General features: G+C 73.2%; 20 protein-coding genes and 1 pseudogene. 8 read left to right on the top strand and 13 right to left on the bottom strand.

Translation table 11 applies throughout. The annotated features are described in order from the left end of the window. The first annotated feature begins 58 nt into the window (after positions 1–58). The 5 genes from AB0M95_RS29445 to AB0M95_RS29425 all read left to right on the top strand — a co-directional run bounded on the left by AB0M95_RS29445 (position 59) and on the right by AB0M95_RS29425 (position 6,195). Positions 59–589 (top strand): DUF5987 family protein, encoded by a 531-nt coding sequence (locus AB0M95_RS29445; RefSeq protein ID WP_363771326.1) that lies wholly within the window; start codon positions 59–61, stop codon positions 587–589. Then, on the top strand, positions 586–2,241 hold the full coding sequence (locus AB0M95_RS29440; RefSeq protein WP_363771323.1) for a GMC family oxidoreductase: 1,656 nt from the start codon (positions 586–588) through the stop codon (positions 2,239–2,241). Before AB0M95_RS29445 ends, AB0M95_RS29440 begins: the two co-directional genes overlap by 4 nt. Positions 2,242–2,255: 14 nt before the next feature. Further along, positions 2,256–3,434: a carboxymuconolactone decarboxylase family protein gene (locus AB0M95_RS29435; protein ID WP_363771320.1), complete on the top strand. Its 1,179-nt coding sequence runs from the start codon at positions 2,256–2,258 to the stop codon at positions 3,432–3,434. Positions 3,435–3,845: 411 nt separating this feature from the next. After that, on the top strand, positions 3,846–4,649 hold the full coding sequence (locus AB0M95_RS29430; protein WP_363771317.1) for a TIGR03084 family metal-binding protein: 804 nt from the start codon (positions 3,846–3,848) through the stop codon (positions 4,647–4,649). A 115-nt stretch (positions 4,650–4,764) separates the two neighbouring features. After that, a complete protein-coding gene (locus tag AB0M95_RS29425; protein ID WP_363771314.1) occupies positions 4,765–6,195 on the top strand; it encodes a wax ester/triacylglycerol synthase family O-acyltransferase in 1,431 nt (476 codons plus the stop codon). A 41-nt stretch (positions 6,196–6,236) separates the two neighbouring features. On the opposite strand, the gene AB0M95_RS29420 is transcribed toward AB0M95_RS29425, so the two are convergent. Together AB0M95_RS29420 and AB0M95_RS29415 are read right to left on the bottom strand one after the other, a co-directional pair. Continuing rightward, entirely contained in the window at positions 6,237–6,533 is a 297-nt protein-coding gene (locus AB0M95_RS29420) for a hypothetical protein (RefSeq protein ID WP_363771311.1), read from the bottom strand. Beyond that, positions 6,530–7,012 carry a hypothetical protein gene (locus AB0M95_RS29415; RefSeq protein ID WP_363771308.1) on the bottom strand — a complete coding sequence of 161 codons (483 nt, stop codon included), beginning with the start codon at positions 7,010–7,012 and terminating at the stop codon, positions 6,530–6,532. The genes AB0M95_RS29420 and AB0M95_RS29415 overlap by 4 nt, the downstream gene beginning before the upstream one ends. A 117-nt stretch (positions 7,013–7,129) precedes the next feature. Here AB0M95_RS29415 and AB0M95_RS29410 point away from each other — a divergent pair, with 117 nt between their 5' ends. Then, positions 7,130–7,897: a GntR family transcriptional regulator gene (locus AB0M95_RS29410; RefSeq protein WP_363771305.1), complete on the top strand. Its 768-nt coding sequence runs from the start codon at positions 7,130–7,132 to the stop codon at positions 7,895–7,897. 133 nt (positions 7,898–8,030) lie between these two features. Here AB0M95_RS29410 and AB0M95_RS29405 read toward each other — a convergent pair whose 3' ends face one another. Beyond that, on the bottom strand, positions 8,031–8,531 hold the full coding sequence (locus tag AB0M95_RS29405; protein WP_363771302.1) for a DinB family protein: 501 nt from the start codon (positions 8,529–8,531) through the stop codon (positions 8,031–8,033). A 42-nt stretch (positions 8,532–8,573) separates the two neighbouring features. Further along, positions 8,574–9,200 (bottom strand): class I SAM-dependent methyltransferase, encoded by a 627-nt coding sequence (locus tag AB0M95_RS29400; protein WP_363771299.1) that lies wholly within the window; start codon positions 9,198–9,200, stop codon positions 8,574–8,576. A 100-nt stretch (positions 9,201–9,300) separates the two neighbouring features. On the opposite strand from AB0M95_RS29400, the pseudogene AB0M95_RS29395 reads away from it, so the two are divergent. Both AB0M95_RS29395 and AB0M95_RS29390 read left to right on the top strand, forming a co-directional pair. Beyond that, positions 9,301–9,459: pseudogene (locus AB0M95_RS29395) on the top strand (helix-turn-helix transcriptional regulator); the annotation flags it as partial. A gap of 261 nt (positions 9,460–9,720) precedes the next feature. Then, the gene (locus tag AB0M95_RS29390; protein WP_363771296.1) at positions 9,721–11,286 is read left to right on the top strand and encodes a gamma-glutamyltransferase; all 1,566 of its coding nucleotides are present in this window, start codon (positions 9,721–9,723) and stop codon (positions 11,284–11,286) included. Positions 11,287–11,664: 378 nt separating this feature from the next. On the opposite strand, the gene AB0M95_RS29385 is transcribed toward AB0M95_RS29390, so the two are convergent. From AB0M95_RS29385 to AB0M95_RS29345, 9 genes are all read right to left on the bottom strand, one after another. Then, the gene (locus tag AB0M95_RS29385) at positions 11,665–12,099 is read right to left on the bottom strand and encodes a CBS domain-containing protein (RefSeq protein ID WP_363771294.1); all 435 of its coding nucleotides are present in this window, start codon (positions 12,097–12,099) and stop codon (positions 11,665–11,667) included. A 103-nt stretch (positions 12,100–12,202) separates the two neighbouring features. Continuing rightward, complete coding sequence (locus AB0M95_RS29380) at positions 12,203–13,624, bottom strand: amidase family protein (protein ID WP_363771291.1); 1,422 nt, start codon at positions 13,622–13,624, stop codon at positions 12,203–12,205. Between the two features lie 273 nt (positions 13,625–13,897). Continuing rightward, on the bottom strand, positions 13,898–14,269 hold the full coding sequence (locus tag AB0M95_RS29375) for a VOC family protein (protein WP_363771288.1): 372 nt from the start codon (positions 14,267–14,269) through the stop codon (positions 13,898–13,900). A gap of 231 nt (positions 14,270–14,500) precedes the next feature. Then, the gene (locus AB0M95_RS29370) at positions 14,501–15,055 is read right to left on the bottom strand and encodes an alkaline shock response membrane anchor protein AmaP (RefSeq protein WP_363771286.1); all 555 of its coding nucleotides are present in this window, start codon (positions 15,053–15,055) and stop codon (positions 14,501–14,503) included. Between the two features lie 4 nt (positions 15,056–15,059). Beyond that, a complete protein-coding gene (locus AB0M95_RS29365) occupies positions 15,060–15,737 on the bottom strand; it encodes a DUF6286 domain-containing protein (RefSeq protein ID WP_363771283.1) in 678 nt (225 codons plus the stop codon). Further along, on the bottom strand, positions 15,734–16,141 hold the full coding sequence (locus AB0M95_RS29360) for an Asp23/Gls24 family envelope stress response protein (RefSeq protein ID WP_363771280.1): 408 nt from the start codon (positions 16,139–16,141) through the stop codon (positions 15,734–15,736). The genes AB0M95_RS29365 and AB0M95_RS29360 overlap by 4 nt, the downstream gene beginning before the upstream one ends. Then, a complete protein-coding gene (locus tag AB0M95_RS29355; protein ID WP_358510713.1) occupies positions 16,138–16,326 on the bottom strand; it encodes a DUF2273 domain-containing protein in 189 nt (62 codons plus the stop codon). The genes AB0M95_RS29360 and AB0M95_RS29355 overlap by 4 nt, the downstream gene beginning before the upstream one ends. Next, complete coding sequence (locus AB0M95_RS29350) at positions 16,319–16,729, bottom strand: hypothetical protein (protein ID WP_363771277.1); 411 nt, start codon at positions 16,727–16,729, stop codon at positions 16,319–16,321. Before AB0M95_RS29350 ends, AB0M95_RS29355 begins: the two co-directional genes overlap by 8 nt. Continuing rightward, positions 16,726–17,196, bottom strand: coding sequence for an Asp23/Gls24 family envelope stress response protein (locus AB0M95_RS29345; protein ID WP_363771274.1), 471 nt, complete (start codon positions 17,194–17,196; stop codon positions 16,726–16,728). The genes AB0M95_RS29350 and AB0M95_RS29345 overlap by 4 nt, the downstream gene beginning before the upstream one ends. Between the last annotated feature and the right edge of the window lie 15 nt (positions 17,197–17,211).

Here is a 17,211-nt window from a genome sequence, read left to right as displayed (position 1 = left end):
GACGAGCGAGGAAACGCGTATGCGACCGCCATCCACAGACATAGACAAAGCCAGGACGATGACGCTGGAGGCGTTCGCGGACACGATCGTCCCCGGCGAGAAGCGCTCACCCGACGACCGGGCCATCGCCGGCGCCGCCACCGGTGGTGGCGCGGTGCAGGCCGGTGCCCTTGAGCTGCTTGGATGGGACGCGACCGGCCTCACCGAGGGTCTCGACAACTTCGCCAACGCGCTGAACGACCACGCCACGGCGTACGCCTTCGAGCACGGGGTCGACCTGGACGGCGCCGTCCCGCCGTTCGTCTCCCTGCCGTTCGAGCACAGGACGAGGCTCGTGCAGCGCCTCACCACGCCGGGCCACCCCGAGAAGGAGCTCTGGGTCAGCCTCGCCCTGTTCTGCAACATGGCGTACGACTCGGCGGCGCACATGCACACCGCCGACGCGATCGCCCAGGGACACCCGGGACTGCTGGCGATGGGCATCGAGAAGCCCGACGCCGACGGCCGGTGGAGGTTCCCGAACTTCTCCTACGGCCGGCCGCTGGCCCGCCTGCACCCGGACACGACCCCTTCAGGGAGTCCCAAATGACCAGCACGGAACGCACCGACGTCCTCGTGGTCGGAAGTGGCTTCGGCGGCGCGATCGCGGCTTACCACCTCGCGGCCGGAGGCGCGAAGGTGATGGTGCTCGAACGCGGCCCGTGGCTCACGGGCAAGGACTTCGACCACGACTTCAAGCTCGGCTCGTCCTACACGCGGGCCTTCGACTTCACCGTCGGCGACGGCATGAGCATCCTCGGCGGCAACTGCGTCGGCGGCGGCAGCGTCGTCTACTTCGCCGCGATGCCCCGCGCGCCCCGGTTCGTCTTCGAACGGCACGGCAGCATCGGCCGCCGCATGTGGCCGGCGTCCGTCAATCGTGACACCCTCGACCCGTGGTACGACCGGGTGGCCGAGTCCATCCCGATCACCCAGCAGAACTGGGAGGACGTGACCTACGCCGGCGGGCTGTGGGCCGCGGCCTGCGACCACGCCGGGCGCACCGCCAACCCGGTCCCGGCGGCCGTCGACCGCAGCCTGTGCACCAACTGCAACTGGATGATGGCCGGCTGCCACTTCGACGCCAAGCAGTCGCTGCTGCTCAACTACCTGCCCGCGGCGATCGCGCACGGCGCCGAGATCCGCCCGCTGCACGAGGTGCAGCACATCTCGCGCACCGACGACGGCGGCTACCGCGTGCACTACGACATCATGGACGACGAGGACTACCGTCTCCGCGGCGAGGGCGGCACGATCGACGCCAAGATCATCGTGCTGGCGGCCGGCGCCGGCGCCACCCCCGTCATCCTCCAGCGCAGCGAGGCCACGCTCGGCACCATGCCGCACGCCGTCGGCCGCTACTTCTCCGGCAACGGCGAGCGTCTGAACACCGCGATCCTCAACGAGGACAAGGTGCGCGAGGTGCTCGGCCTGGAGCGCGAGAACGGCCTGGCCTACGAGGCCAACCAGATCGGCAAGGGCCCGGTCGTCGCCAACTGGGACCGGCTCGACGGCTCGCTGCCGGAGTTCGAGCGGTTCTCGCTGGAGCAGCTCTACTTCCCGCCCGGCCTCGGGACGATCCTCGCCCAGGTGCCCGGCGCGCTCGGCCCGAGCTGGTTCGGGGTCGACAAGAAGGAGGTCCTCAGGCGCTGGCGCTCCTGGCTGATCATCTTCCAGATGATCGAGGACAACAATGAGGGCGTCTTCGGCCCGCCGCCCGCCAAGGGCAACGCCGACCGCCTCAGCCAGCAGATGCTCGGCGTCGGCCGCCTCAAGTACGACCCGACCCCGCAGACCCTGCGGGCGTGGGCGCTGGCGGACGCCGAGGTCAAGGACATCCTGGAGCGCGACGGCCTCGCCGAGGTCGCCGCCTGGACCAACGACGTGGTCGGCGCGTACACCGTCCACCCGCTGGCCTCGTGCCGCATCGGCGACGACCCGCACACCTCGGCGCTGGACGACCGCAACGAGCTGCGCGGGCACCCGGGCATCTTCGTCACCGACGGGTCCGCCGTCCCGGGCGCGCTCACCGTCAACCCGGCGATGACCATCTCGGCGCTGGCCGAGCGCGCAATCCCCGGCATCGTCGCGGCCGCCCAAGAGCGGGGCGTCGAGGTCACCTACGGAGCTCCGGCCCCTGACGGCTCGACCAGCGGACGGCGTGGCGTCGCTCCGCTGATCACGAGCCTGTCACGCCGGTAAGGAGGGAGCGGGCGATGGGCAGGATGCTCAGCCGTGCGACGCTGCCGGGGACGCTGTCCCACGTCCGGCACGTATCCGTGGTACGTCACCGTACCGCGCCGGACCTCGTCGCGAAGGTATACGCGCAGGTGGAGCGAGACTTCGGCATGCTGGCGCCGCCGATGCTCCTGCACTCGCCCGCTCCCGTCACCCTCGCGGCATCGTGGTTGATGCTGCGAGAATCCCTCCTCGCGGCCGGGGCGACCGGCAGGCCGCTGAAGGAGGCGGTCGCGACCGCCGTGTCGCGCGGCAACGCCTGCCCCTACTGCGTCGACGTGCACCAGGCCACTATGGACGGCCTCGCGCCCGGCGGCCACGCCGCGCTGATCGCGGCCGGCCGCGTCGACGACATCGACGACCCGGCGGTGCGCCGGGTGGCGTCGTGGGCGCTGGCGAGTGGGACGCGCGACACGGCGGCGCGGCACGAATCGCCGCTGCCGCCCGAGCGACTGCGGGAGCTGGCGGCGGTGGCGGTGACGTTCCAGTACCTCAACCGCATGGTCAACATATTCCTCACCGAGTCGCCGCTGCCCGCCGAGGTGCCCACCGGCGCGCGCGGCCTGCTGCTGCGGCTGTTCGGCCGGATCATGCGGACGTACGCCCGCCGCGGCGGCGAACCGGGCGCCTCGCTCGGCCTGCTGCCCGAGGCCCCCCTGCCCGCGGACCTGGCCTGGGCGGAGGGCTCGGCGAACCTCGCCGCCGCGTTCGCCCGGGCCGCCGCCGCCATCGACGCGGGGGGCGCTCGCGCGGTTCCGGTCCCGGTGCGCGAGCTGGTCATCACGCGGCTGGCCGCCTGGGACGGCGAGCCGACCGGGCCGAGCCGCGCCTGGGTGGCGGACGCCGCGTCCGCGCTCCCCGAGGCCCTGCGCCCGGCCGGACGGCTGGCGCTGCTGACCGCGATGGCGTCGTACCAGATCGACGACGCGCTGATCGCCGACTTCCGCGCCGGGACGCCCGGCGACCTGGCACTGGTCGAGCTCACCTCGTGGGCGAGCATGGCGGCGGCCCGCCGCATCGGCTCCTGGATCCCGATCGTCCCGGTCACTGCGGAATCGGCGCCCTCCGGTTCCGCGTCCGCCCAGGCTCCCGCCGCCGTCCCCGCCGTCCCCGCTGCCGTCCGCGCGCAGGGCGCGTCCCCCGCTGGGGAGAGCTGAGCGACGTCATGTCCTCCCGCTCCGCCCGCGTGAACCCCTGGCTCGCGCTGCCGGCGGGCAGCGCGCCGGCGACGCACATGACCCGGTGCTCCGCCGCCGCGCCCCCGCCGTCCGGGGACGACGCGCGGCGCGGAGCGCCGGTATAGCCGGTCCGCGCGATTCGCGTCGCCGATATCGCGAAATGCGGGCCCAAGAAGCACACACGGAGAAGACGCCCGAATTTTCGTGATGCATGCTTGAGTTGAGAACTCAAAACAATTGAATGCCGTTACGGTCGCATTTATAAGAATTGCCGTACTGTCTCTGGCCTGGTGTGACGCGTCCGTATGAACGTGTGGACACGTGTCCCCGGTGTTCCCGGCGCCGCCGATATCCCCGTAATCCAAGGCTTTTCAGTGAGAGGACAGACGCGTGAGCGAGCTGGATGAAGTGCTGCAGGCGCTTACCGTTGAGGGCGAGGAGCTCGACCGCGTGGTCGCCGGCCTCCAGCCCTCACAGTGGGATCTGCCCACCCCCGCACCCGGATGGACCATCGCGAACCAGATCGGCCACCTGACCTTCATCTTCGGCCTCGCCCGGACCGCCGCGTCCGACGCCGAGACGTTCAAGACCCTGGTCGCGGGCGCCGAGAAGGACTTCAACGGCGCCGTCAACGCGGCCCTCGGCCTGTTCGCCAACGACACCATCGAGTCGCTGCTCGCCAAGTGGCGCGGCGAGCGCAAGGACGTCGTCGACGCGCTCGCCGCCGTTCCGGCCGGCCAGATCGTGCCGTGGCTGGTCAACCCGCTGCCGCCGATCATCCTGGCCTGCGCGGGCATCATGGAGCAGTTCGCCCACGGCCAGGACATCCTGGACGCCCTCGGCATCGAGCGCACGTTCACCGACCGCATCAAGCACCTGGTGGTCTTCGCGGTCCTGACCAGGGACTTCGGGTACCTGTCCCGCGGTCTCACGCCGCCCGCCGAGGAGTTCCGCTTCGAGCTCGTCGCCCCGTCGGGAGAGCTGTGGGCGTTCGGTCCCGAGGACGCCTCGCAGCGCATCACCGGTCCGGCCGCCGACTTCTGCCTGCTCGCGACCCGCCGCCGTCACCGCGACGACCTCTCGATCGTCGCCACCGGCGACGTGGCCGACCACTGGCTGGACATCGCCCAGTGCTACCGGGGCCCCGCCGGGGAAGGCCGCAGGCCGGGCCAGTTCGCCGCCGCCCGGGTCTGACCGTTCGCCGTCAGGGCCGCCGCCCATCGCCTCCCGTCGCTCCGGCACCCGGCGTCGGACCCGCCGGAGCGGGGAGGTAGAACGGAGACGGGTCCCGAGGGTCAGGAGGTCGGCGGTGCGGCAGCTCAGCGCGCTCGACGCGCAGTTCCTCAACTTCGAGAGCGACACGAACGTCGCCAACGTCGCGGGGCTGTCGATCCTCGACGGCGACGTGGCGCGCGACGACCTGCTCAAGCTCGTCGAGGAACGCTCGGCGCTGGTCGCGCCGCTGCGGCAGCGGCTGGTACAGGTGCCGCTCGGCCTCGACCACCCGTACTGGGCGCAGGACGAGGCCCTCGACCTGGACTACCACGTGCGGGAGATCGGCCTGCCGGCGCCGGGCAGCGACCGGCAGCTCGCCGCGCAAGTCGCCCGGCTGCACGCGCGGCGGCTGGACCGGCGCCACCCGCTGTGGGAGATGTACCTGATCCACGGCCTGGCGGGCGGACGTACCGCGCTCTACGTCAAGATGCACCACGCGGCCATCGACGGCATGGGCGGCGCCGACGTGCTGGCGGCGTTCATGGACATCGAGCCCCACCCGCCGCGCCGCGAGCCCGACCACCCCGCCGAGCCCGACCGCGCCCCCGAGACGGCCGAGATGATCGCCAGGACGGCGGGCAGGCTGGTCGCCAACCCCGCGTACCTGCTGCGGTTCCTGGTCGAGGCGGTGCCGCACCTGGACGAGATCCCGATCATCTCCCGGCTGCCCGGCGCGGTGCCGGTGTCCCGGGCGACCCGGCGGCTGACCCGGTGGATCGGCCGGGGCGCGGGGGAGGAGGTGCCGGGGCTGCCGAGGCTCGCGGTGCCGCGCACCCCGTTCAACTGCCCGGTGTCCCCGCACCGGCGCTTCGCCTTCACCGAACTGCCGCTGGACGAGGTGAAGCGGGTCAAGAACGCCTTCGGGTACACGGTCAACGACGTGGTGATGACGCTGGTGGCGACGGCGGTGCGCCGCTGGCTGATCGACCACGACGCGCTGCCCGCCGAGCCGCTGGTGGCCGGAGTGCCGTTCTCGCTGCGCGAGGACGCGCGGGCCCCGGGCAACCAGGTCACCCTCATGATCACCTCGCTGGACACGCAGATCGAGGGCCCGCGCGAGCGCCTGGAGGCCGTGCACGAGGCGATGGGCCGCATCAAGGACCGCTTCAACCTGGCGCCCGCCCGCTGGCTGCGCACCCTCAGCGAGAGCATGCCCGCGGCGCTGACCGGGCTCGCCCACCGCGCGGCCTTCGGCCTGGCCGCGCAGACCACCCCGGCGATCAACCTGATGGTCTCCAACGTGCCGGGCCCGCAGATCCCGCTGTACGTGTGCGGGCGGCGGCTGCTCGCGCAGTACCCCGTCTCGGTCGTCACCGACGCCAGCGGGGGGATCAACGTCACCGCGTTCTCCTACGACGGGCGGATCGACGTGGGCATCGTCGCCGACCGGGCGATGGTGCCCGACGTCTGGTCCCTCACGACCTACCTGCACGACGCGCTGGAGGAGCTGAAGGCCCTCACCTGAGGGGTCCCGTCACCGGGCGGGCCGCGTCCGGCGGGATCCGTTCACCGGGCGAGGCCGAGCAGGATCTCCATCCAGAGCCGGTCCGCCTCGCGGTGACGCATGCGCGCGGTCTCGTGGTCCACGCCGGACTGCTTGTCCGCGCGCCGGACGTACGCGCGGCCGCCGCCCACCACCAGGTAGTAGACCCGTGTCCGGCACTCGCACGTCCACCGCAGGATGCGGGGCCGGGTCTCCGCGTTCATGGGCGGGTGCCAGACGATGCGCCGGCAGCCGTCGCGCGGTTTGGGGACGTGCGGGCCGTGGTCGGCGTGCCCCGAGGACGCGGTCAGCGCCGTCACCGGCCGCCCTCCATGCGCAGGGCGATCAGCGCCGAGAGCCGCTCGGGGGTGGGGGCGTGGACGAGCCGGGCCTCCAGCCAGGGGCCGCAGGCGTACCAGGTGCGGCCTGAGGACCACACGCGCCAGCCGGGGTGGGCGGTCCGCAGCGCCTCGAGCTCGGCGGCGGTCTCGTCGTCCCGGCAGGGGCCGTCCGCAGAGAGGGCGCCGGGAGTGGGGGCGTCCGTGGAGAGGACGGCGGGAGTGGGGGCGTCCGTGGAGGGGACGGCGGGAGTGGGGGCGTCCGTGGAAGGGGCGGAGGGGGAGGGGGTGTCCGCGGAGGCGGGCACTTCTGGCATTTCTGGTGCTTCAGGTGCGTACCCGCACCAGCCCGGCGGCTCCGGGGCGGGCCGCGCCGCCGGGGCCGGTGCGCACGGCACGGGGGCGCGGGTGCGGAAGAGGCGGGCGCGGCAGGCGGTGAGATAGGGGAGAACCCCGGCCATCCAGACCCCTTAGCGGCTACAGCAATCGGTTGACATATACGACAATGGCGAGACGATAAGGTGCGTGTCAACCAGGTGACCCCATCTGGAACCCCCGGCAGATCGGAACGCAGGCACGTGTCTGGCCACGCCTACGAGCACATCGCGGCCGAACTGCGTGGCGCGATCCTCGACGGTGGCCTGCCACCGGGCGCCCGCCTTCCCCGGCACGCAGACCTCGCCCGGCAGTACGGCGTGTCCGAGATCGTCGTCCGGCAGGCGATCGACGCCCTGAAGAACGCGGGCCTGGTCGAGACCCGCGGGCGCGGCGGCACCTGGGTGCGCGAGCGGCCTCTCGTGCGCCGCATCTCCTCCCAGCGCTACCTCGCCGACCTCGGGCCGCAGGCGGTCCGGCAGACCTCCTTCACCCGCGACCAGGGCATCACCTGGGAGCAGTACCGCCTCGACACCGCCTACCGGTGGATCGACGCCGACGAGCGGCTGGCGGGCCTGTTCGGCGTCGCGCCCGGGACGCGCGTCCTCGAACGGCACTTCGTCTTCTACGCGGCGGGCGTGCCGTCCCAGGTGGCGCGGCCGTGCCTGCTGGCGGCCGACGTCGAGGGCACGCCGGTGGCCGACCCGAAGAACGAGCCGTGGCCCGGCGGGACGATCAACCAGTTGCGCACGCTCGGCATCGAGGTGGACGACATCACCGAGTCGGTGGCGACGCGCATGCCCACCCCGTCGGAGGCGCGGACGCTGCGGATCGCGCAGGGCGTCCCGGTGTTCGCGATCACCCGGGTGATGTACGCGGCCGGGCGGGCGGTCGAGGTCGCCGACCCGATCGTGATCCCGGGCGACCGGGCGATCCTCGACTACCGGATCCCGCTGCGCCCCCTGCCCTGACGCGGCTCCCGCACAGGCCCCGGCACAGGCACCCCGGCTACGAACACCCCGCCGACCCCCACCACCCCGTCGCGACCCACCGCCACTGACGCCTCCCTCGCGGACTCCTTCGCCGCGGAGGGAGCCCGCGGAGTCAGCGGCCGGTCGAGCTGTCGATCAGTTCGCGGAGGATGTCCGCGTGGCCCGCGTGGCGGCCGGTCTCCTCGATCATGTGGGCGAGTGCCCAGCGGACGCTGGGAGCGGGGCGGCCCTGCGCCGGTCGGGGGACCGGTGCGCCGAGATCGGCGCACCGGTCGAGCACTTCGTTCGCACGCTCGACCGTCTCTCGGTAGCGGGCGACGACATCGGCCACGCTGTCCGCCGGTGCGGCCTGGAACGTCGTTTGCCAGTCGGTGACGGCGTCCCCGAGAAACGTCGAGCGCTCGACGAAAGTCAGGTGTTTGAGCAGGCCGAGCAGGTTCGTGCCCGACGGCACTGCGGCTGTTCGCACCTGTGGTTCGGGGGCGCCGTCGACCTTCGCGGCGATCGAGGTCCGGAGGTAGTCGAGGAATCCGCGCAGGACCTCGGTCTCGCTGCTTCCGGTCCGGGGCGGCGGGGTGTCGCGGCGGCGGTTGCGGCGCGTGCTGCTGGGCACAGCGGTCTTCTTCCTTCGTTGGGGGCGGCGTCGGCCGCCGGGTCAGGCGGTGCGGCGGATGAGGAGGACGTGGTCGGTGACCTCAGCGGTACGCCCGCCCGGTCCGGTCGCGATCCGGCGGGGTGCGTCGGCCCGCTCGACCGTCCATGTCGCCGGGTCCAGATCGATACCAGTGGCGACTTCCCGCGGGCTCGGGTACCGGATGTCGGGATCCTGGTTCCATGACCACGGCGCGGTCGAGCCGTGGTCGACGACCAGCAGCCGCCCGCCCGGGCGCAGTGCGTGCGCGGCCGCGCGCAGGACGGTTGTCCGGTCCAGGTCAAAGGGGGTGTGCAGGTAGTGGGCGCAGATCAGGTCGAATCCGCCGTGCGGGAAAGACGTGCGCAAGTCGTGCCGCACGGTGGTGACGCGGTCGCCCAGGCCGTGTGAGCGGGCGAGGGCGGTGAGCCGCTCGACCGCCACGGCCGAGATGTCGGCGGCGGTGACGTGCCACCCCTGGCGGGCGAGCCACAGCGCGTCGCCGCCGTCGCCGCATCCGAGGTCCAACGCGTCACCGGGCGGCAGGCCCGTCACCGTCTCGGTGAGGCGGGCATTCGGCTGCGGGTCGCCGGCTGCCGGCCGGGCCGCGTAGACGCCGTCCCAGAACGCGACCGGATCGGTGGTGCTCATTTAAGACTCCTTGTGTCGGTACGCGCACAGTCTGACCAGGCTCGCCGCGGTTTGGCACGCAAACTTGCCATTCTGGCAAGATGGCCTCGTGGACCACGAAATGGACGAGGTGCTTGACTCTGTGGGGCCGCGGCTTCGTGTGCTGCGTCGTGATCGCGGCATCACCCTTACCGCTCTAGCGGCGACGACCGGCGTGTCGGAGAGCACCCTGTCCCGGCTGGAGAGCGGGCAGCGCCGACCGAGCCTGGAACTGCTCATCCTGTTCGGCCTGCAAGGGGTGCGTTCGCACGTACGTACCGACCCTCATCGGTCGTCTCGGGCAGGGAGCCGGCGGTGAACTCGGGCCTCCGTTAACGGGCAGCACATGGACCGGGTAGCGCGGTGATCTTCGGAGGCGTCGGTTCGCGTGGATATCGGCCCCACTTGGCGATCGTGGACGCCTTGATCACGCATGAGTTTTGGCCCCACCTGGTACGCCGGGGGGCGGATCTCGGGAGCGGAGCGTCGTAGAGTGCCGAGCATGGAGTTCACGCGATTCGCCAGGTTTGGCATGGTTTGCACCATCGACCATCTGGCCACCTCGGCCGGGCTCACCATGCTGAACCGGGGCGGTTCCGCCGCCGACGCGGCCATCGCCGCCATCGCCGCCAACGCAGTCCTCGCCGTGACCGCGCCGCACGCCTGCGGCCTCGGCGGCGACCTGTTCGCGCTGGTCCACGACGGCGAGGGTCCGCCGCGCACGCTCAACGCGTCCGGCCGGTCGGGATCCGGCGCCGACCCGGGCCGGCTGCGCGCGGAGGGGCACGAGCGCATGCCGTTCCAGCACGACATCAGATCGGTCACCGTGCCGGGCTGCGCCGACGGCTGGCTCGCCCTGCACGCGCGCTACGGACGGCTGCCGCTGGACGAACTCCTCGCCCCCGCGATCCGGTACGCCGACTCGGGCTTCCCCGCGTCGCCGCTGCTCGCCCCGGCGGCCGCGGTGCTGCCCGGCGTGGACGCCCCGGTCGCGCCGGGCACGCCGCTGCGGCGGCCGGGCGTCGCGCGGGCACTCAGCGCGCTCGGCGCCGACGGGCGCGACGGCTTCTACCTCGGCGAGTTCGGCGCGGGCCTGCTCGCGCTCGGCCGTGACCCCGCGGTGGGCGGCACCGCCGCAGGAGAGTACTCCGAGGGCGACCTCGCCCGCGTGAACGCCGACTGGGTCGAGCCCATCGCCGTCCGCGCGTTCGGGCACGACGTGTGGACGGTGCCGCCGAACTCCCAGGGCTACACGCTGCTGCTGGCGCTCGCCATCGCCGACGGGCTCGACCTGCCGCGCGATCCGGCGGACCCGCTGTGGGCGCACCTGCTGGCCGAGGCCGCCCGGGCCGCCGGGCACGACCGTCCCGACGTGCTGTACGAGGGGGCGTCCGTGGACGAGGTGCTCGCCTCGGCCGGCGAGCGCCGTGAGGGCGTCGACCCGTCGCGCCGCGCCCGGCTCCGGGACCTGATCGCGCCGGGCGACACGACGTACCTGTGCGCCGTCGACTCCGGGGGCATGGGCGTGTCCCTCATCCAGTCCAACGCGGCGGGCTTCGGCAGCATGCTGTTCGAGCCGGCCACGGGGATCAACCTGCACAACCGGGGCCTGGGGTTCTCGCTGACCCCGGGGCACCCGGCGGAGTACGGGCCCGCGCGGCGCCCGCCGCACACCCTGGCCCCCGCGCTGGTGACGCGGCCCGACGGCTCGCTGCGCGCCGTGCTCGGCACCATGGGAGGCGACTCCCAGCCGCAGATCCTGCTGCAGGTGATCGCCCGCCTGCTGGCGTCCGGCCAGACGCCCGGCGAGGCCATCGGCGCGCCCCGCTGGCGGCTCGGCCCCGGCGACAACGGCTTCGACGCGTGGGTCGACCCCGACGGGGCGACCCTGGACGTGGAGGACGGCGCGCCGTGGGCCCCGGACCTGCGTGAACGCGGGCACGACGTGCGGCACCTGCACTACGGCGGCTCCTTCGGCCACGCCCACCTCATCGAGTCACGCCCCGACGGCACGCTGGCCGGTGCCGCCGACCCCAGAGCCGTGATCTCCAGCGCCGCGGGCTACTGAGCCTGGAGACCCGTCCGCCCTCATAGGGCGGCGGGCGTTGGAAGATTCTCGCCGGAATCTTTCGCGGCGCGGGGAACAATCACGCGGAGGGTGTGGTTCCATGTCTCGTGGCTGATGTGTCTGGTGTCCCCGGGCCTCATCTATAGCCTTCGCGGAATACCGTTCGGCTGGAGCCGCGTTGAGCCTTTCGCCGAGAGGCGACCCGCACATCGGTCCACAGCGTGAAGGCCCCGCCGGGATTTCCCGGCGGGGCTTCGCGCGTTCCGGCAGCTCACCACGCTCAAGCACCTGGTGGGGATGCTCACGGCCACGCGGGCGTGACCGCGCCCGGGCGCCGCGATGCGGGGCGTCCGGGCGCGGTGTTCGCGCGGACCCGGGTCAGGCGCCCGAGTACACGCGGTGGACGAACTCGGCCAGCTTGTCGTCCGGCAGTTCCTTGGCCAGGTCGGCCTCGCTGATCATGCCGACGAGGCGGCGGTTCTCCAGCACGGGGATCCGCTTGACCTGGTGCTGTTCCATCGTGGTCAGCGTGTCGTCGATGCTGGTCGCGCCGTCGACCCAGACCAGCCCCTCGGCCAGTTCCCCCGCCGTGGTCCGGTCAAGGTCCTTGTCCTGGGCACAGCAGTGGACGACGAGGTCCCGGTCGGTGATGATCCCCTTGAGGCGGTCGTCGCCCCCGCAGATCGGCAGCGCGCCGACGTTCAGGTCGCGCATCATCCGCGCGGCGGTGCGGAGGCTGTCGTTCTCGCCGATGCACTGGGCCCCCGGGTGCATCACGTCATGCGCCGTCCGTGCGGCTCTCGGTGTGCTCATCGGTGCCCCCTCGATCGATTGACTCCTTCGCACGACCCCTACCCGGATTGCCCTATTTGAGGGGTAATGCGATGTTTAAACCTCGGGTGGTACCGCCCCCCCGTCAGAGGTTTCCCGCGAAGATCGGTGGCACCCGGTCCCGCCACGGCGCGGCCTCCTCCAGGCGGGCGGCGACCCGGAACAGCAGGTCCTCCCGGCCGTACGGGGCGACGAACTGGACGCCGACCGGCAGGCCGCCGCTCGTCCGCCCCAGGGGAAGGCTGAGCGCGGGCTGTCCAGTGACGTTGAACACCACCGTGAACGGGCCGTATGCGAACATCGACTCCAGCCAGGTGCGGAAGGTGTGCGCCGGGTCGTCGTACCGCAGGGTGCCGTGCGGGGCGGGCGGCTGCCCCAGCGTCGGGGTGACCAGCAGGTCGTACTCTGTGAAGAACGCCCCCACCGACCGGCTCACCCGGTTCTGCGCGTCGAACGCCCCCATCAGCTCCAGCGCGGTCATCTCGCCCGCCTCCAGGAGGATGCGCCGGGTGACCGCCTCCAGCAGCGACGGGTCCAGGCGCCGCGGGGCGGTCACCAGCGGGTGGGCGGCGGAGGCCGCGCCGAGCGCCACCATGGCCCGCAGCACGTCCTCCCAGTCGATGGCCGGGCTCGCCTCCGTCACCTCGTGGCCCATCTCGGAGAGCAGCCCGCACGCCTCGGCCGTCACCACCGCGACCTCCGGGTCCACGGCCACTCCCGACCAGGCGCGCGTCGTCACCGCAACGCGCAGTCTGCCCGGATCCGCCCCGACCTCCTCGGCGTACGGGCGCGACGGCGGGGGCGCGGTGTACTTGTCGCCCACGCCGGGGCCCTGGATCGCGTCCAGGAGGTGCGCCGAGTCGCGGACGGTGCGGCTCAGCGCCGTCTCGCAGACCATGCCGAAGAACGCCTCGCCGGTGTCGGGGCCGGACGGCGTGCGCCCGCGGCTCGGCTTCACGCCGACCAGGCCGCAGCACGACGCCGGGACCCGCACCGAGCCGGCGCCGTCGTTGCCGTGCGCCACGGGGACGGCGCCCGCCGCCACCAGCGCCGCCGCGCCGCCGCTCGACCCGCCGACGCCGCGCGCGAGGTCCCACGGATTGCGGGCGGGCCCGTGCTTGACCGGCTCGGTCGAGAAGCTGAGGCCCATTTCGGGTACGGTCGTGACGCCCAGGGTGACCAGGCCGGCGGCCCGGAACCGCGTCATCAGGTCGTTGTCGTGGCGGGCCGGGACGTGGCGCAGGGCGCGGCTGCCCAGGCCGAACGGCACCCCTTCGGCCATCGGCTGACTGTCCTTGATCAGGAACGGCACACCGGCGAGCGGCCCGTCGGGCGCGTGGGCGAGCGCCGGGGTGAACAGCGGCAGCGCGAGGCCGTTGACCTCGGCGTTCGCCTTCTGAAGGGCGTCGCGGGCGGCGGCCTCGACCTCGGTGGCGGTGACCTCGCCCGTCCGGATCAGGTCTCTGAGCCCGATGGCGTCGTACCCGGCGTACTCGTGCGGCTTCACGCTCGTCTCCCTGTCGCTCGGATGCGGGAGGCCGGTCCGTCACCATCCATGCCGTTCCCCGCGCGAGAACAGTCCTACTCGCAGGCCAGCGCGCGATTCCACTGATTTTCCCCGGGGCGCCAGGGGGCGTCGCGGTGACGTGGCGTCACGGACGGGCGGGCGCCGGCCGATGTAACCACGAGGCCGTTACCGGACCTAATGAAGACGAAGGCAGAAACGATCTCGGGTTGGAGTCTCGTTGGAGACATTTCTGGGTCGTCGGCCTGGAGGCCGTCAGCCCTTGAGGAGGCAGAAGGGGTGGCCGGCGGGGTCGGCGAAGATGCGCCAGCCGTGGGGGTCGGTGTGGAGGAGCGTCGCGCCGAGCGCGAGGAGTCGTTCCTGGGCGGTGTCCAGGTCGGGGACGTCGATGTCCAGGTGGAACTGCTGCGGGTGGGCGGGGTCGGTCCAGCGCGGGGGGCGGTGGTCCTTCGCGCGCTGGAACGCGAGCACGAGGCCGCCTTCGGTATGGAGTGTCGCGAAGTCGTCGTCCACCCCCCAGCGGCGGTCGGGCCGGTTGACCTCGCCGCCGAGGACCGCCTGGTAGAACCGCGCGAGCTCGAGGACGTCCGGACAGTCCAGAACCACGCACTGCAACCTGCCGATCAACGAACGCCTCCTTCGGGGCCCGGCGCGGAGAACGGGGAGAGGCCGGGCGCACCGACTCCAGTCGTCCTCGCCCCCGGACAGGTCGGCCGGGGGAGTCGGCCGGGGGAGAAGCGCACTCCCTGGTCGTCGGCGCACTCGGCGGTCGCATTCCCGTGATCCCTGGCCCGCACACCTCTCCCCGGTGTGGCGGGGCGGCAAGGTTCCTCCAAGCCAGGCAGATCAGGCAGGCGGCTACATGCGCCGGTGGACGGCGTGCATCCGGACGGTCGCGGGCAGCCGGTCGGTCTCCAGGGACCGGCGCAGCCGCGCCACCGCCCCGTTGACGCCCTGCCGGGCCACGGCGGGATCGGCCTGGTCGGGCAGGACGACGACGATCGCGAGGCGCGGGTCGGACGGTGCGCCCGCGAGCGAGGCGCGCGCCCGCTCCCCGCCCACGTGCTCGGCGAGATCGTCCTCCAGCGCCCCGGCGGCGGCGCCCGCGGAGACGCGGGTCGTGCCGTGGGAGGGGTCGGGCTCCAGTTCGAGGGTGCGCAGCGTGTCGAGACGCCCCTGCACCAGCAGCCAGTACAGCGCGAGCAGCGCGACGACCAGCGAGCCCGCGATCACGGCCGGCCACAACCACGGGCGGCCGGCGGGGAAGCCCGCGACCTCGGGGGGGATCAGCGGGGCGTCGGGGGATCCGAGCAGGCCGAGCGCGCGTACGAGCGTGACGGCGCCCGCGAGGGCCGGCAGCAGGCCGACGAGGACCAGGCCGACGCGGTTGGCGGCAGCGGGACGGTTTTTCACGCGCTCACTTCCCTCCGTGCGTGACGTCGACGTGGACCCGCATGGGCTTGAGCGGCCGCAGCGCGTCCAGTCGCCCGCCCACGGCCTCGGTGATCTCGCCGGGAAGGTCCCCCGGGTCGCGCAGCGGCGTCACCGCCCGGACGTGCACGACGCGGCGCCGCAGCTTGACGCGCGCCCGGGACACGCCGTCCACGGCCGTGGCGACGGTGGCGAGGTGGCGGCGCAGCCCTCTCTCGGTGATGCCGGTGACGGTACTCGGATCGTCGGAGGCCAGCGGCACGACCCGGGTGCGGCCGGGCACGAGGGCCAGCCCGAGCAGGAACAGCCCGACGACGACCGCCGCGCCGGCCACCGCCAGGTGCGCCGGGTCGTCCACGGGCCCGGCCCCGAAGTCGGCGAACGACGTCCACGGCACGGTCCGCATGTTGGCGCCCGTCGCCGCCGCGACGGCTCCGATCAGGGTCACCAGGGCGGCCAGGGCGAGCAGCAGGGCGGTGACGGTCGCCGGGACCGTCCGGCGGGGACGGAACGCCCGCGCCGCGGCCCGCCGCTGGGCACCCTCGCGCGGCGGCGGTCGGCCCGTCTCGTGCTCGCCCTCCACGGGAGCGACGCCCGCGTCGCCCGGCCCCGGCCAGGCGGCGGTGGGATGGTCCGGCGTGATCCCGTGCTCCGGCCAGGTCACCGCAGGTGCCTTTCGTCCGGGGGCGGCTGGACGAAGCGCGTGACCTGCACGTCCACCTGCCGGGCCTCCAGGCCGGTCAGCTCGTGGACGCGGGCCATGACGGTGTCGCGCACCCGGCGCGCGAGCCCGCGCACCGGCTCCCCGTAGGTCGCCGACATCGCCACCCGCACGATCGCCACGCGTCCCTCGGCGTGCGCGGTGACCCGGGGGGCGGTGTCGTGCGCGTCGCGGCCGAGCGGCAGGCCGAGCACGCGCGGGGCGATCCCGCCGGCGTGCTCCACCTCGGCGACCGCGTGGGCGGCGACGCGTTCCAGGACGCGGTCGGCGATATCGGTGCGTCCGCGCACCTCCGGCGGCGCGGTGACGTGCGGGGCCCCGTACGGCGTGGCCGCGGGGGTGCTCATGGACGTCTCCGGCCGCGCAGGCCGCTCATGTCGAGTTCGCCGGTCATGGCGCGGCCGATCAGGTAGCCCACCACGCCGAGGACGAGCACGATGAGGAACGCCGTCAGGCCGCCCACGACGACGGCGAAGCCCAGGGCGGTGCCGAACAGCAGGCCGATCGCCGGCCACCAGCGGTTTTCATCCATCTCGCTCACCTTCCCCTGCCGGCCTTGTCGTTTCCGGCGGCGTGGTCGTGGTCCCGGTGGTGCCGGAGGGCTCGCCGGCCTTCTCGCCGGTCTCGGTCGTCCCGGTGACCTCGGCGATGTCGTCGATGCGCACGTCCACCGGCAGCCCCGGCACGAGCGGCTCGACGACGTCGCGGACCTCGTCGGCGATCTCGGGCATCGGCCTTCCGTACCGCACGACGACCGCGACCTCGACCTCGGTGTCGTGGACCGCCACTCCCGTCACCCGGTGGCCGGGCAGGTACGAGGCCGGCCCGCCCCCGGCCAGCGAGTCGACGTCGGGGCAGGAGGCAACGGCCTCGGCGATCCGGTCGGCGAGCCGCTCGGGGTCGCCGGTCCGTCCGGTCTCGGCGGTGGACGTCATCGGACCCGCGCCTCCTGCTGCTCGGGGGAGACCTCCTCACCCGGAAGGTGCAGGTCCTCCACGGCGATGTTGACCTCGGTCACCTCCAGGCCGCACATGTTCTCGACGGCCTCGATGACGTTGCGGCGGACGGCCGCGGCGACCTCCGGGATCGCCACCCCGTACTCGACGATCAGGTCCAGGTCGATCGCGGCCTGGCGTTCTCCCGCCTCGACCGCCACGCCCTGGGTGGCGGGGCCCGGGCCGCCGATCAGGCGCTCGCGGACGACGCCGAGGGCCCGGGACATGCCGGCGCCCAGCGCGTGGATCCCCTGGACCTCGCGCGCGGCCATCGCAGCGATCTTGGCGACCACCGTCTCGGCGATCCTGGTCCTGCCCCGCTCGGTCACGAGCTCCGCGGACCCGTGTCCCCGCGTCTGCACGGCGTCGGACGTCTGGCGGGGCGCCTCACTTCTCTGTGCGCTCACCTCGGTGTCCTCCGT

The sequence above is a fragment of the Sphaerisporangium sp. NPDC051017 genome, assembly GCF_040683095.1.
In the GTDB taxonomy this organism is placed as follows: domain Bacteria; phylum Actinomycetota; class Actinomycetes; order Streptosporangiales; family Streptosporangiaceae; genus Sphaerisporangium.
Note: the sequence above shows the minus strand (reverse complement) of the source record. Positions and strands in the feature narration are given on the sequence as shown.

Coding starts and splice junctions, on each gene's coding strand:
- AB0M95_RS29385 (WP_363771294.1), bottom strand. CDS start 12,099: ATGAGCACACCGAGAGCCGCACGGACGGCGCATGACGTGATGCACCCG.
- AB0M95_RS29390 (WP_363771296.1), top strand. CDS start 9,721: ATGGAGTTCACGCGATTCGCCAGGTTTGGCATGGTTTGCACCATCGAC.
- AB0M95_RS29445 (WP_363771326.1), top strand. CDS start 59: ATGACGCTGGAGGCGTTCGCGGACACGATCGTCCCCGGCGAGAAGCGC.
- AB0M95_RS29360 (WP_363771280.1), bottom strand. CDS start 16,141: ATGAGCACCCCCGCGGCCACGCCGTACGGGGCCCCGCACGTCACCGCG.
- AB0M95_RS29350 (WP_363771277.1), bottom strand. CDS start 16,729: ATGACGTCCACCGCCGAGACCGGACGGACCGGCGACCCCGAGCGGCTC.
- AB0M95_RS29415 (WP_363771308.1), bottom strand. CDS start 7,012: ATGGCCGGGGTTCTCCCCTATCTCACCGCCTGCCGCGCCCGCCTCTTC.
- AB0M95_RS29400 (WP_363771299.1), bottom strand. CDS start 9,200: ATGAGCACCACCGATCCGGTCGCGTTCTGGGACGGCGTCTACGCGGCC.
- AB0M95_RS29435 (WP_363771320.1), top strand. CDS start 2,256: ATGGGCAGGATGCTCAGCCGTGCGACGCTGCCGGGGACGCTGTCCCAC.
- AB0M95_RS29440 (WP_363771323.1), top strand. CDS start 586: ATGACCAGCACGGAACGCACCGACGTCCTCGTGGTCGGAAGTGGCTTC.
- AB0M95_RS29355 (WP_358510713.1), bottom strand. CDS start 16,326: ATGGATGAAAACCGCTGGTGGCCGGCGATCGGCCTGCTGTTCGGCACC.